At 71.3% G+C, this 14,671-nt stretch carries 10 protein-coding genes; 5 read left to right on the top strand and 5 right to left on the bottom strand.

Features of this window, described 5'->3' with window-relative positions; genetic code table 11:
* Positions 1–128 precede the first annotated feature (128 nt).
* Both glgX and ACQHII_RS15760 read left to right on the top strand, forming a co-directional pair.
* Complete coding sequence (gene glgX / locus ACQHII_RS15755; protein WP_427919901.1) at positions 129–2,426, top strand: glycogen debranching protein GlgX; 2,298 nt, start codon at positions 129–131, stop codon at positions 2,424–2,426.
* A 158-nt stretch (positions 2,427–2,584) separates the two neighbouring features.
* The gene (locus ACQHII_RS15760; protein ID WP_427919902.1) at positions 2,585–3,997 is read left to right on the top strand and encodes a sulfatase family protein; all 1,413 of its coding nucleotides are present in this window, start codon (positions 2,585–2,587) and stop codon (positions 3,995–3,997) included.
* A 9-nt stretch (positions 3,998–4,006) separates the two neighbouring features.
* Here the strand turns inward: ACQHII_RS15760 and ACQHII_RS15765 are convergent, their stop codons facing one another.
* From ACQHII_RS15765 to ACQHII_RS15780, 4 genes are read right to left on the bottom strand one after another with little or no spacing between them, the layout of a single operon-like run.
* On the bottom strand, positions 4,007–4,651 hold the full coding sequence (locus tag ACQHII_RS15765; protein WP_262063796.1) for a response regulator: 645 nt from the start codon (positions 4,649–4,651) through the stop codon (positions 4,007–4,009).
* Positions 4,644–5,912, bottom strand: a complete 1,269-nt coding sequence (locus ACQHII_RS15770; RefSeq protein WP_427919903.1) for a sensor histidine kinase — start codon at positions 5,910–5,912, stop codon at positions 4,644–4,646. Before ACQHII_RS15770 ends, ACQHII_RS15765 begins: the two co-directional genes overlap by 8 nt.
* A gap of 26 nt (positions 5,913–5,938) precedes the next feature.
* Positions 5,939–6,673, bottom strand: a complete 735-nt coding sequence (locus ACQHII_RS15775; protein WP_427919904.1) for an ABC transporter permease — start codon at positions 6,671–6,673, stop codon at positions 5,939–5,941.
* A complete protein-coding gene (locus tag ACQHII_RS15780) occupies positions 6,670–7,581 on the bottom strand; it encodes an ABC transporter ATP-binding protein (RefSeq protein ID WP_427919905.1) in 912 nt (303 codons plus the stop codon). Before ACQHII_RS15780 ends, ACQHII_RS15775 begins: the two co-directional genes overlap by 4 nt.
* Positions 7,582–7,764: 183 nt before the next feature.
* On the opposite strand from ACQHII_RS15780, the gene ACQHII_RS15785 reads away from it, so the two are divergent.
* The gene (locus ACQHII_RS15785; protein WP_427919906.1) at positions 7,765–9,585 is read left to right on the top strand and encodes an ABC transporter ATP-binding protein; all 1,821 of its coding nucleotides are present in this window, start codon (positions 7,765–7,767) and stop codon (positions 9,583–9,585) included.
* Positions 9,582–11,441, top strand: a complete 1,860-nt coding sequence (locus tag ACQHII_RS15790; RefSeq protein WP_427919907.1) for an ABC transporter ATP-binding protein — start codon at positions 9,582–9,584, stop codon at positions 11,439–11,441. The genes ACQHII_RS15785 and ACQHII_RS15790 overlap by 4 nt, the downstream gene beginning before the upstream one ends.
* A 4-nt stretch (positions 11,442–11,445) precedes the next feature.
* Here the strand turns inward: ACQHII_RS15790 and ACQHII_RS15795 are convergent, their stop codons facing one another.
* Positions 11,446–12,156, bottom strand: a complete 711-nt coding sequence (locus tag ACQHII_RS15795; RefSeq protein ID WP_427919908.1) for a DUF6333 family protein — start codon at positions 12,154–12,156, stop codon at positions 11,446–11,448.
* A 208-nt stretch (positions 12,157–12,364) separates the two neighbouring features.
* Here ACQHII_RS15795 and ACQHII_RS15800 point away from each other — a divergent pair, with 208 nt between their 5' ends.
* Positions 12,365–14,650: a hypothetical protein gene (locus ACQHII_RS15800; RefSeq protein ID WP_427919909.1), complete on the top strand. Its 2,286-nt coding sequence runs from the start codon at positions 12,365–12,367 to the stop codon at positions 14,648–14,650.
* The last annotated feature ends 21 nt before the right edge of the window (positions 14,651–14,671 follow it).

Below are 14,671 nucleotides of genomic sequence, written 5' to 3' on the forward strand. Positions count from 1 at the left end.
CTCAGGGAAACGTGAGTGCGACCCAAGCTCTGGGCAGAACAGTGGGGAGGATGACAGGACAGGGGCCCGCGACCGGGACGTCGCGCGCCCTTCACCTCGTCGTTCCATGAGCCGCAGGAGGCCGGACGGTGTCGAGCGCAGCCGAGCAGGAGGCCGTGCAGGAGGGGCGCGTCGACGGCGACGGCGTGCCGGTGGAGCGGTCCATCGACGAGGAGGCCCTTCCGGCACCACGTGCCGCCCCCGTGCTGAACGGCGCCCCGCACCGGGCGCCGGCCGCGCCCGTGTGGCCGGGGACGCCGATGCCGCTGGGCGCCCGGTTCCGGGTCGGCCCGGACGGGGTGGCGGGCACCAACTTCGCGCTGTGGGCGGGGGGTGCGGAGGCGGTCGAGCTGTGCCTCTTCGACGAGCGGGGGGTGGAGACCCGCGCCCCGCTGACCGAGCTGACGCACGAGATCTGGCACGGCTTCCTGCCGGGCGTCCTGCCCGGGCAGCGCTACGGCTTCCGGGTGCACGGCCGCTGGGACCCGTGGACCGGCGCCCGCTGGAACCCGGCGAAGCTGCTCCTCGACCCGTACGCGCGGGCGGTGGACGGCGAGTTCGGGCTGCCGCCCGAGGTGTACGCGCATGTCCGGGACTGGCCGCAGCAGCAGGTCGCGGACACCGTGCGCGACGACCGCGACTCGGCGCCCCACGTCCCCAAGGGAGTTGTGGTCCACGACGACACCACCGACGACGAGTGGATGGACGACCGCCGCCCGAAGACCCCGTGGGCGGACTCGGTCATCTACGAACTCCATGTCGGCGGCTTCACCAGACTGCACCCCGGGATACCCGAGGAACTCCGGGGCACCTACGCCGGGTTGGCGCATCCGGCGGCGATCGAGCACCTGGTCAAGCTGGGCGTGACGGCCGTAGAACTCCTCCCCGTCCACCAGTTCGCGCACGAGGACCATCTGCTGCGCAGGGGCCTGAAGAACTACTGGGGCTACAACTCCATCGGCTACTTCGCCCCGCACGCGGCCTACGCGGCGACCGGTACGGCGGGTCAGCAGGTCGGCGAGTTCAAGCGGATGGTGCGGGCGCTGCACGAGGCCGGGATCGAGGTCATCCTCGACGTGGTCTACAACCACACCGCCGAAGCGGGCGAGTTGGGCCCGATGCTGTCGTTGAAGGGCATCGACAACCGCGGCTACTACCGCCTCCAGAGCGACGCCCGCCGCTACGCGGACTACACCGGCTGCGGCAACACCCTGCACGTCGTCCAGCCGCACGTCCTCCGCCTCATCACCGACTCCCTCCGTTACTGGGTCACCGAGATGGGCGTCGACGGCTTCCGCTTCGACCTCGCGGCGGCGCTGGCCCGCTCGATGCACGACGTCGACATGCTGTCCCCGTTCCTCGCGGTCATCGCCCAGGACCCGGTGCTACGACGGGTGAAGCTGATCGCCGAGCCCTGGGACGTCGGCTCGGGCGGCTACCAGGTGGGCGCCTTCCCGCCCCTGTGGACGGAGTGGAACGACCGCTACCGCAACGCCGTCCGCGACTTCTGGCGCGGCGCGCTGCCGGACGTACGGGACCTCGGATACCGCCTGTCGGGGTCGAGCGACCTGTACGCGTGGGGCGGCCGGCGCCCCTACGCCTCGGTCAACTTCATCACCGCGCACGACGGTTACACCCTGCGGGACCTGGTGTCGTACGAGCGCAAGCACAACGAGGCCAACGGCGAGGGGAATCGGGACGGCACGGACGACAACCGGTCCTGGAACTGCGGGGTCGAGGGCGAGACGGACGACGAGCGCGTACAGGCGCTGCGGCGGCGGCAGTTGAGGAACCTCCTCACCACGCTCCTCCTCTCCACGGGCGTGCCGATGCTGGTCGCGGGCGACGAGCTGGGTCGGACGCAGCGCGGCAACAACAACGCCTACTGCCAGGACAACGAGATCAGTTGGGTGGACTGGGAGCTGCGGGACGACCCCGGCTGGCGGGCGCTGACCGACCTCACCGCCCGGCTGATCGACCTGCGCCACCGCCATCCGGTGCTGCGCCGCCGGGCGTTCTTCTCCGGGCGGGCCCGATCGGCGGACGGCATAAGGGACTTGGCCTGGTTCACCGCGCGCGGCACGGAGATGACGGAACGGGACTGGTACGCGCCCGCCGCCACCCTGGGCATGTACCTCTCCGGGCGCGACATCCCCGGCCGCGACGAACGCGGCGACCCGATCCTCGACGACAGCTTCCTCGCCGTCCTGCACGCGGGCGACCGGCCGGTGAGCTTCGTACTGCCGGGGCCGCCGTGGGCGGAACGGTACGAGGTGGTCGTCGACACCTCGCGGGAGGAGCAGGCGGAGGCGCCGGGGGTGGTGCACCGGGCGGGCTCGGCCATCACGGTGCCGGCCCGGGCGGTGCTGCTGCTGAAGGTGGGCTGAGGGGCGGCTCGGCAACCGGAGGACGGCCGAAGGGACGGCCGGGGTGACGTTTCAGCTCCGTGAACTCACGGGCAGATGCCTGGGCACGGGGGTGGGCCGGCTGATCGCATGGAGGGCGCGCCCCTCGCCGATTCCACTGCCTGCCCTAAGGAACCCGCATGCCCGAATTAACCCGCCGTGCCTTCGGCGGCCTCGTCGGTGGCGGTGCCGTCACCGCCGTCGCCGGTACGGCCGCCAGTGCCGAGGGTGCCGAACAGGCCCCCGCGGAACGCCCGTTCAAGGCCCGCCCCGCCGCCTCCGGGAGACGTCCCAACCTCCTCGTCGTCCTCGGCGACGACCTGGGCTGGGCCGACCTCTCCTCCTACGGCGCCCCGCACATCAAGACGCCGAATCTGGACCGGCTGGCCCGGCAGGGGGTGCGGTTCACCGACGCGTACTCGGGCTCGGCGACCTGCTCCCCGACCCGGTTCAGCCTCTACACCGGACGCTATCCGGGCCGTACACCGGGCGGCCTTGCCGAGCCGATCAACAACCGGTCGCAGGGACTCGACCCCGGCCACCCGACCCTCGCCTCCCTGCTGCGGAAGGCGGGTTACTCCACCGCCATGATCGGGAAGTGGCACTGCGGCTGGCTGCCCGAGTACAGCCCCACGAAGTCGGGCTGGGACGAGTTCTTCGGCAACCACGGCGGTGTGCTGGAGTACTTCTCCAAGCTCGGCCAGCTCGGCGACTACGACCTCTACGAGGGCGACGCCACCTACCAGGACCTGCGCTACTACACCCAGGTGCTGACCGAGCGGGCCGTGGAGTACGTCGGCCGCGAGCACGAGAGGCCGTGGCTGCTGAACCTCAACTTCACCACCCCGCACTGGCCCTGGCTCGCCGAGGGCGACGCGGAGACCGGCGCCGGGATCGCCGCGAAGATCCGGGCGGCCACCAGCCAGCTGGAGATCAGCGACGCCCTCAACCAGTGGGACGGCGGCTCGGTCGCGAAGTACACGGAGATGGTGCAGAGCCTGGACGCGGCCGTCGGTGAGGTGCTGGCCGCGCTGCGCCGGTCCGGGCAGGAGGAGCACACGCTGGTGTACTTCGCCAGCGACAACGGCGGTGAACGCTGGTCGTATCTCTGGCCGTTGAGCGGCGAGAAGTTCGTGCTCCAGGAGGGCGGCATCCGGGTGCCGACGATCCTGCGCTGGCCGCACCGGATCGACGGCAACCAGGTCAGCCACGAGCCGAACTTCTCCCCCGACTGGACCGCCACCTTCCTGGAGCTGGCCGGCGCCCGCCCCGACCCCGCCTATCCGCTGGACGGCACGAGCCTCGCGGGCTATCTACTGAAGGGCGAGGAGCTGCCCGTACGGGACCTGTTCTGGCGGGTGGAGGCCAACCGGGCGCTGCGGCGCGGCGGTTGGAAGTACTACCAGGACGAGGACGGCGACGACCACCTCTTCGACCTCGCCGCCGACCTGCGCGAACAGGCCGATCTCGCCCCCGACAAACCGGAGTTGCTGGCCGAGCTGAAGGCCGCCTGGGAGCAGATCGCCTCCGGGCTCCTCCCCTACCCGGACTAGGCCTGGGCCCTAGCCGAGGATCCCCCGGTCGTACGCCGTCGCCACCGCCGCCGCGCGGTCCTTGACGCCCAACTTGCCGTACAGGTGGGTGAGATGGGTCTTGACGGTCGCCTCGCTGATGAAGAGTTCGCGGGCGATCTCACGGTTGGAGGTGCCCTTGGCGACGAGTGCCAGCACTTCGCGTTCGCGGGCGGAGAGCGGTTCGTTGCCGGGGGTCTGGGGGCCGCGCACGGCGGAGACGAGGCGGGAGGCGACGGCGGGCGAGAGGACCGTACGGCCTTCCGCCGCCGCGCGGACGGCGGTGAACAGCTCGTCGCGGGGCGCGTCCTTCAGCAGATAGCCGGTCGCGCCCGCCTCGATCGCCGGCAGCGTGTCGGAGTCGGTGTCGTACGTCGTCAGCACGAGCACCTTCGCGCGGGCGGCGCGGCGGGTCAGCTCGCGGATGGCGTCGACTCCGCCGCCGGCGGGCATCCGCAGGTCCATCAGGATCACGTCCGGGTCGAGGGCGGCGGCCCGCTCCACGGCCTCGACGCCGTTCGCCGCCTCGCCCAGGACGCGGAATCCGGGCGCGGACTCGAACATGCCGCGCAGACCGTCCCGTACGACGGGATGGTCGTCGACGATCAGCAGGGAGATCAGCAACTCGTCACTCATGGCGGACCAACGGTACGCGAGCCGACAGGGCGGTGCCGTGCCCCGGCTCGGACTCGACCGCGAGCGTGCCCGCGATGCGCTCGGCGCGGGCCCGCATGCCGTCGAGGCCGAAGCCGCCGGTGCGGGTGCGCTCGGGCAGCGCGAGCGGGTCGAAGCCCTGGCCGTCGTCGCGGATGTCGAGGATGACGTCCTCGCCGAGGAAGGAGAGGGTGACACCGACCCGGGTGGCCCGGGCGTGCCGGGCCGCGTTCGACAGGGCCTCCTGGGCGATGCGCAGCAGGGTCGCGGAGACCTCGTCGTGGAGCTGCTCGGCGATGCCGGTGACGGTGAACTCGGCGCGGACACCGGTGCGTTCGCCCCATTCGGCGACCGTGTTCTTCAGCGCCTCGGGCAGTCCGTCGTGCTCCAGCGCGATGGGCGCGAGGTTCTGCACGGAGCGCCGGGCCTCGCCGAGGCTGTGCCGGGCGAGGGTGGCGGCGCGGTCGAGGTGGGTGCGCGCGGTCGTCAAGTCCGGCGCGTTCGCCACGACTTGGAGCTGGGCGATGATGCCGGTCAGGCCCTGCGCGATGGTGTCGTGGATCTCGGCTGCCAGCCGCCGTCGTTCGTCGGCGACCCCGGCCTCCCTTGCCTGGACGAGGAGTTGGGCGTGCAGGGCGGCGTTCTCGTCGAGGGCCTGTTGCAACGCAGTATTGGTGCGTTCGAGTTCGGTGATGGTCTCGGTGCGCTCGCGGGAGCGCCGTGCCTCCTGGTCGGTCATGTGGGCGATCGCCATCTGGAGGACGGAGTTGGCGAGCACGAGCGCCGCGAAGAGGATCCACTGGAGCCCGCTCCCGAACGGCAGCCCGCCGGCCTGCGCCCCGGCCACGGTGACCGCGCTCGCGAACAGCCCGACCCGCTGGCCGACCGTGCCCGGGATCAGTTCGTCGGCGTCCATGAAGCCGGAGGCCGCGTAGAACGCGAAGAACGGGTCGATCCAGGTGAGGGCGAAGGCGAGGGCCCAGCGGACGACGTAGTACGCGGTCCCCGTCCGCGACGGGGTCCGGCCGCGGCCGGGGCGGCGGACCCGGATGGCGTGCCACCCCAGCTGGAGGACGAGCGCGGCACCGGCCAGGGACCAGCCGGCCCACCACTGGGCGGCGCTGTGGTCGAACAGACCGGAGGAGGCGACGGCGAGGACGACACTGATGCCGAGCAGCCCGTACGGCCCCCAGGTGTGCAGCTGCTCCCAGCGCCGTTCGATCTGCCGGTCCCTGGTGGTCATCTCCCCAGTCTGCACGGCCGCCGCCCCTACTCCCAGCGGAACCAGCGGGAGGCACCCGCCGTGAGCAGGACGGTCCAGGCCACCAGGACGCCCAGGTGCGTCCAGCCCGGCCAGTGCCCGGCCGCCGCCCGGTTCAGGGCCTCGGCGGCGGCGCCGAACGGCGTGCAGCCGACGATGCGGGCCATGACGTCCGGCATGGAGTTCACCGGGATCCACACGCCCGCGCAGAACATCATCGGGAAGAACACGGCCGACCCGATCGCACCGGCGATCTTCGTGGTCCGCGACAGCGCGGACACCACCGCGCCCAGCGCGAGCGCGGCGAGGATCGCGAGGAGCAGGGCGAGGAGATAGCCGAAGGCCTGCTTGGGGAGCCGTACGCCGAAGGCGAGGCGCCCGACGGTCAGCGCGCACAGGGCGGAGGCCAGGGCCGCCGCGCCGTAGACCACCATCTGGGCGGAGAGGAGGGCGGTGGGGCGGACCGGGGTGGCGGACATGCGGCGGAGGATGCCGCGTTCGCGGTAGCCGGTGAGGGTCTGCGGCATCGACTGGAGCGCGCCGACGATCATGCCGAGGAGGACGGTGACCGGGACGTACACGTCGATCGTGCGCAGGCCGCCGAGGTCGGCCTCGTGGTGGCGGAAACCGGGGATGGAGCCCAGGATCACCAGCAGGACCGTGGGGAAGGCCAGGATCCAGAAGAGGGCGCCCGGCTCGCGGCGGAAGAGGCGCAACTCGGTGCGCAGGACTGCGGTGTTCATCGGGCGACCTCCGTCAGGTCCAGGAAGGCGTCGTCCAACGTGGCGTCGGAGACCCGGAGTTGGTGGGCGGTGATGTGACCCCTGGCGAGCAGGGTGATGACGGCGTTGACGGTCTCGTCGGTGCCGGAGAGCGTGATCCGGCCGTCCTTGCGGGCCACGGAGGTGAGCGCGGGCAGCGCGTTCAGGTCGCCGTCGTCGAGCGGCGCGGAGGGCGTGAAGCTGATGACGGTGGAGCCGGCCGAGCGGCGGATCAGCCCGTCCGGGGTGTCCAGTGCGGCCACCCTGCCCTTGTCGATCACGGCGATCCGGTCGCAGAGGCGCTGCGCCTCCTCCATGAAGTGCGTGACGAGCAGCACGGTGACCCCGCTCGCCCGGACGTCCTCGATGAGCTGCCAGGTGTCGCGGCGGGCGCGCGGGTCGAGCCCGGTGGTCAGTTCGTCGAGGACGACGACCCGGGGGTTGCCGATCAGCGCGAGCGCGATGAACAGGCGCTGCTTCTGACCGCCGGACAGCTTCGCGAAGCGGGTGGTCAACTTGTCGGTCAGACCGAGGCGTTCGGCCAGCGGCCGCCAGTCGGCCGGGTGCGGATAGAGGGCCGCGTACAGTTCCAGGGCCTCGCGGACGGTGAGCTTGGCCTGGAGTTCGCTCTCCTGGAGCTGGGCGCCGAGGACGCGGGCGACCTGCTCGTGGTCGGCGACGGGGTCGAGGCCGGTGACACGGACCCGGCCCGCGTCCGGGACGCGCAGGCCCTCGACGCACTCGACGGTGGTCGTCTTGCCGGCGCCGTTCGGGCCGAGGATCCCGAAGATCTCGCCCTCCTCGACGCCGAACGAGACACCGTCGACGACGGCCCGGCCGCCGTAGGACTTGCGCAGTGCGGTGACTTCGATGACAGGTGTGGCTGACATGCTCCGAGGATCCCGTCGGCGCCGGGTCGGCCACATCGCCCATCGCGCTCGACCGCGCATCAACCGATCGGTTGATGCGGCGCTACGACCCCCCGGACCCGCAGGTCGTAGGACCAGCGACGGATCCGGGTCCGGCCAAAACTCGGTGGGCACTGTCAGTGGCGGTCCGTAGGCTCGCCCGTGATGTCGACGACGCATGCCACCACCAAGGACCGCTCCGCCGCCCGCACGCTCGCGCGGCTGTGGCCGTACGTCCGCCCCGTGCGGGTACGGCTGTTCGCCGCGGCCGGGGTGGCCGTCGTCGCGTCCTGTACGGGGCTGGTGTTCCCGCTCGTCCTGAAGTGGATGGTGGACGGCCCGGTCGCCGACCGGGACACGGCGGGGGTGTGGCTCGGAGCCCTGTACCTGCTGCTGCTCGGCATCGCGGAGGCGGGCCTGTTCGGCCTGCGGCGCTGGCTGGTGGCCCGGCCGCTGTCACGGGTCGAGGCGGAGATGCGAGCGGACCTCTACCGCCATCTTCAACGGCTCCCGGTGGCCTTCCACGACAGATGGCCGTCCGGCCAGCTCCTCTCCCGGGGCACGACGGACCTGATGCTGCTGCGGATGTTCCTCGCCTTCCCCCTCACATTCCTGCTGGTCAACGCCGTGACGATCCTGGTGGGCGTGATCATCATGCTGCTCCAGGACTGGACACTGGGACTGGTGATCCTGGGACCGGCCGTGCCGGTGATCGTCACCTGCGTGATCTTCGAGCGGCGGTACGCGCACGTGGCCCGCCTCGCGCAGGACCAGGTCGGCGACCTGACCACGGTCGTCGAGGAGAGCGTCCTCGGCATCCGCATCATCAAGGGCTTCGGCCGCCACCGCAGCCAGGCCAGGGCGTTCCGTGAACTCTCGCGGAAGCTGCGCGGCACCGAACTGCACAAGGCCCGCCTGCTCGCCACGATCTGGGGCGTCATCGTGACCCTCCCCGAGCTGGCACTCGGGGCGACGCTGGTCCTGGGCACGATCCAGGTCGCGGACGGCGACCTGTCGGCGGGCACGCTGGTGGCCTTCCTCTCCACGGCCCTGGCCCTGCGCTGGCCGGTGGAGTCGATCGGCTTCCTGCTGGCGATGAGCCAGGAGGCGGCGACGGCGACGGAGCGATTCTTCGAGGTAATGGATGAAACGCCGGAAGATGAGGCGTTTTTTAGGGGCGCGGGGAACTGCGCGACCAGCCCCGACGGCGGTGCACCCAACAACGACGGCATCCGCTTCTCCTCAGTCTCCTTCCGCTACCCGGACGCCCCTCCCGACTCCCCACCCACCCTCGACCGCATAGACCTGCACATCAAACCCGGCGAATCCATGGCCCTCGTCGGCGCCACCGGCACAGGCAAAACCACCCTCACCGCACTCGTCCCCCGCCTCCACGAGGTGACCTCGGGCCACATCACCCTGGACGGCGAGGACATCACGGCGATGCCCCGCCACACGCTGCGCGAGCTGGTCGCGGTGGCCTTCGAGGAACCGACCCTCTTCTCGACCAGCGTCGGCGAAAACGTCCTGATGGGCGCCGAAGAGGGCGCGGGACAACCGGAGTTGGACCGCGCACTGGGTGTGGCCCAGGCAGACTTCGCCCACGCGCTCCCCCAGGGCACGGACACCAAGGTCGGCGAACAGGGCCTGAGCCTCTCCGGCGGCCAGCGCCAACGCCTGGCGCTGGCAAGGGCGGTGGTGGGCAGGCCCCGCTTCCTCGTCCTCGACGACCCGCTGTCCGCACTGGACGTCCACACCGAGGCCGCCGTAGAAGCCGCGCTGCGCGACGTCCTCGCCGACACCACGGCGTTGATCGTGGCCCACCGCCCGTCCACGGTCCTGCTCGCCGACCGCGTGGCCCTGCTGTCGGACGGCCGTATCACGGCGGTCGGCACCCACCAGGAACTCCTGCGCACGAACGCGGAGTACGCGCACCTGATGTCGGGCGTCCAGTCGGCCGACCCGGAACAGGAGGACGAACGATGACTGCCCCCACCACATCGGCGCCCACCACCGACGACACCCCCGACCCCCCGCACCGGCCCACCGCGGGCGACCCCTTCGACCACGACGTCCTGCCCACTCCCCCGGGCGCGACCACCGCCCTGCTGCGCTCCCTGCTCGCCCCGATGAAGTCCAGGGTTGTCGTGACCAGCCTCCTCCTGCTGCTCCAGCAGGCGGCCGTGCAGGTGGGCCCGCTGCTGGTGGCGTACGCCATCGACCGCGCGGTGCCCGCCTTCCGCGATCACGACCACGGGCCGCTGATCGCCGTGGCCGTGGGCTATCTGCTGTGCGCGCTGCTCTCCGGCGGACTCCAGTACGCGTTCATCGGCGCCTCCGCCCGTGTCAACCAGGACGTGCTGCTCGATCTGCGCGGCCGGATCTTCCGGCACGCGCAGGCGCTGAGCATCGACTTCCACGAGCGCTACACGTCCGGCCGGCTCATCTCCCGTTCGACCACGGACGTCGAGGCGCTGCGCGAACTGCTCAGCGAGGGCCTCCAGGAGCTGATCACGGTCATCCTGTCGTTCGTGTACATCTCGGCGATGCTGCTCTGGCTGGACCTGGGGCTGGGCGCGGTCGCGGTGGCGTCCTTCGTGCCGCTGTATCTGCTGGTGCGGGTCTACCGGCGGCGCGCGGTGCGGGTGTACGCGGTGCGGTCCACGGCGATCGCGCGGGTGATCGTGAAGTTCGTGGAGACGATGAACGGCATCCGCCCGGTGCGCGCGTTCCGCCGCGAGGCCGTGAACGACGCCGACTTCCGGATCCTGAACCAGCGGCACGAACGGTCCAACGGTGACGCCCTGTTGGAGATGGCCCGCTATGTCACCGGCTCCCGCCTGGTCGCCAACACGGCGGTCGCGGTGATCGTGCTGTGGGGCGCGAGCCGGGTCGCGGACGGCTCGCTGGAGCTGGGCGTCCTGGCCGCCGCGGTGCTGTATCTGCGACGGCTGTACGACCCGATCGACCGGCTCGGCATGTTCCTCAACTCCTACCAGTCGGCCGCCGCGTCCCTGGAGAAGATCGCGGGGCTCCTCGCCCAGACACCGTCCGTGCCCGAGCCCTCAACGCCCGTGCAGCTGCCCGCACTTGAGTCGGAGCAGCCCGGCCGCGAGGTGGTCTTCGACGGGGTCCGCTTCGCCTACCGCACCGGCGGCGAGGTGCTCCCCGTCTTCGACCTCACCCTCCCCGCCGGGCAGACGGTCGCCGTGGTCGGCTCCACGGGCGCCGGCAAGTCCACCCTGGCCAAACTGCTGGCCCGCTTCTACGACCCCTCGGACGGGCGGGTGCTGCTCGACGGCGTCGACCTGCGCGAGCTGTCCGGACCCGAACTGCGGCGCGGGGTGGTGATGGTGACGCAGGAGGCGTTCCTGTTCTCCGGCACGGTCGCCGAGAACATCGCGATCGGCCGCCCGGACGCGCCGCGCGAGGAGATCGAGCGGGCCGCGAAGGCGATCGGCGCGCACGACTTCATCAGCGCGCTGCCCGACGGCTACGACACGGACGTACGCAAACGGGGTGGCCGTATCTCGGCCGGTCAGCGTCAACTCGTGGCGTTCGCGAGGGCGTTGCTCGCCGACCCGGCGGTGCTGATCCTGGACGAGGCGACGAGTTCGCTCGACGTCCCGGGCGAACAGGCCGTGCAGCGGGCCATGTCGACGGTGCTGCGGGGCCGTACGGCGGTGGTGATCGCGCACCGGCTGTCCACGGTCGAGATCGCCGACCGGGTGCTGGTCATGGAGCACGGCCGGATCGTCGAGGACGGCCGCCCGGCCGAACTCGTCTCGGGGACCGGGCGGTTCTCGGATCTGCACCGGGCGTGGCGGGACAGTCTGGCGTGAGGGGTCAGGAGAACCACACCTCGCGGATGTCCTGCTCGCCCTCCTCCGTGCGCTCGACGACGAATGCCGACTCCAGGCGCTCCTCGTCCGCGTAGACGGACAGCGCGCCGCCGGTGAGTACGTGCAGGAGGCCGTCGTGGTCCAGGAAGGCCTCGTCGCCGAACTCGTCGTCCTCGGCCAGCAGTTCGGGGGCGAAGCCGGCGGCCGTAAGGGTGGCGCGCCAGTCGCCGTCGATCTCCGGTTCGTCGAAGCCCTCGACCCTCAGTTCCGGGGCGCCGGGGACCGCGACGAGGATCTTCAAGTAGGCGGCGCCGAAGTCGCGTTCGCAGACGGCGACGATCCGGGCGTCCGGGCAGCGCTTGCGCCAGGCCCTGAACTCGTCCTCCAGAGCGCCGGTCAGCACGCCGTCCTCGACGAGCGCCGGATCACTGATCCGCAGTGTGGAGCCCCAGCCCGCCGCGTGGACGACGTCCAGTTCCGCGCGGTCGGCCGGGCTGCCGGGGTGCTCCAGCGGGGCCGGGGCGTGCTCGCCGCGGATCGCCGCGACGGACGACAGGGAGAGGACGGCCGCCCTCGCCGCGGCCGGGTCGTGGGCGTGCACGGGCGGCCGTTCGTCGGGCCGGAGTGGGGGCCCGAACGGGGGCTGTACGACGACGAGTTGGGCCTGCCCGCCGTAGCGGGGGTCCACCCGTGTGCCGGGAGTTACGGGGCTCATGGCGCCGAGCGTATGCCGGGGCCGCGCGCCGAGCTGTGAGCATCCTGTGGAGATGGCGGGGCGACCCGGTCGGTGAACGGTGGTTCGGCTTCGACATGTACACGCCTCTGCCTAGCGTGTGGTCCGTTCGCCGGCGCCACATCGACCACGGGGGCCCCTGGTGCCGCGCGGACACCCCATGCCCACTGGGCCCCCACGGGGACATCACGTGTACAAACCCATACGCAACCGCCGGTTGCGCGCGCTGCGACGCTCGGTCGTCGGCCTCGCGTGCGCCTCGGTCCTCACCCTCACCGGGCTTCCCGGTCTCACCTCGGCGGACGCCGCACCGAGGCCGCTGGACCCGGGCAAGCGCTGCGACGAGCTGTACGGCCTGCCCGGCGCCACCGGTCCGACCGTGGGGCTGCCGGCGTTCGACGCGTCCCGTGCGACCTCGCAGTGGGACACGTACTCGTACGTCAATCCGGCCAAGGAGTGGGACGGCCTCGGGGCGCCGTCCGCCGCGAAGCAGGCCGCGCTGTCAGAGCTGACGAGGGCACCGGCGGCCCAGCCCGACCGGGTCTGGTGGCGGTGGCTCCAGCAGAAGGACAAGTACCCGAACTTCGCGGACTACCGGGACGCCGTCTTCATCCCGAACTCCGGCAACGACCCCCGCGGCAAGGCCTTCGAGCAGAAGGTGATCAAGGATCACGGGCTGGTCGGGCCGGACTGGATCTGCCAGAAGGAGGTCGAGTTCAAGGACCCCGACACCGGGAAGACGTACCGGCGCAAGCTCGACGCGTACAACACGCGCACGAAGCAGATCCTGGAGATCAAGTCCAACGGCAGCCCGGACCGCACCCAGATCCCCAAGGACCTGGCGTGGGCCAAGGACCCGGCCTGGAAGGACAGCAGGGTCAAGTACGTGTTCGCCGAGCCGCAGAAGGCGGACGCGAAGAAGTTCCTCGGTGACATGCGGCAGCTCGCCGGGAACCGGGTCACCGAGTACAACTACCGTACGGACCGCGTGGAGTTGGCGCCCAGGGGCGGACAGCGCGCCACCAGCAGCCTGATGGAACCGCCGGGACAGTCCGGCAGCGGCACGCGCGGCGGGCTCACCGATCTGATCCGTGAGTCGCGGCCCACTCCCAAGACCATGGCGGACTATCTGAACGCCAGGAACGCCGCCAACACGGGCGGGCTGCCGCGCGGTCCCGGCGGTGTCGACTTCTCCACCCTGGACCTGAAGTACGTCGGCAAGCCGGTCCGGGGCAAGGGCGTCGACTTCGCGTTCGACGCCAAGGAGGACGCCACCGAGCAGTCCGGCTGGGGCGGCAAGGCCAAGTCGCAGCTGATCTCGGACGCGTTCTTCACCTGGCTCGCGCTCACGCCCGACAAGTTCTGGGTCAACCTCAACCCCGACGAGCCGGACCGCATCATGGACGCCAAGTTCGGCAGGACGGACGCCGGCCGGGTGCTGCTGGAGGCCGACCTCCGGATGAAGCACGACTTCTACAAGGCGATGGACCCGAGCACCGACCTCGGCAAGCGCTACTGGGCCGCGCTGCCCAAGGTCGACGGCAAGCCCTGCATGCCCGGCCTGCGCAACTGGATCGAGCCGAAGACCGCGCAGGTCCGTGAGCAGGACGGCGGGATCTACATCCTCGACACCCCGCTGCGGCTGAAGTCGACCGCGCAGACCACGGTCACCCCCGGCCCCGGCGAACCGATCTGCACCCCGGACGCGGCCCAGACCGCCGCCGCCCAGCGGGTCATCGACTCGATGATCGTGCCCGCGGTGGAGAAGACCATCAACACCGCGCCCCAGTACGCCGATCTGCGGCGCGTCTACACCGCGCGGGTCGCCGCCGAGTACATCCGCCAGCAGGACGCCAGGTCGCCCACCGACTACCACGCCATCATCAACAGCGGTGACGCCTCGCGCTGGCCGCTGCGCGCCCCCAACCAGAACTGGACCCGCGAGGCCCTGTTCCAGAAGTACCGGTACATCTACACGCACGGCGAGTTCACGTACGACGTGCCCGCCAACGGCACCGTGCTGGTCTACATCGTGGGCGGCGTCGACCTGTCCAAGCAGCCCAAGCAGAACGTCAGCAAGGTCAGCTTCACCGCTCAACACCGCTATCTGCCACGGCAGACGGAGACCAGCGTGAAGACGGTCACCGACAACACCGACACCACGGGGCAGTTGCTCCTCGGCGCCAACACGGCCGCCGACGACACCGGCACCTCGACACCCACGCCGACCCCGACGCCCACCCCCACGCACACCGGGAAACCGACCCCCACCCCGACCCACAGCGGCGGCGGCGGTGGCGGGAGCACTCCCGCGCCGGCGCCCACGACACCGGCGCCCGGTGAGCCCGGCGGTGACCTCGCCCACACCGGCAACGACACCCCGGTCGGCCTGATCTCCGGCATCGCGGGCGTCCTCGCCGTGGCCGGCGGGGCGCTCGTGTGGTGGATGCGCCGCCGCAGGGCCGCGCACGGATAACTCCCGGCATTCGCACATCAG

Source organism: Streptomyces sp. cg40 (genome assembly GCF_050320165.1).
Classification (GTDB): domain Bacteria; phylum Actinomycetota; class Actinomycetes; order Streptomycetales; family Streptomycetaceae; genus Streptomyces; species Streptomyces hokutonensis.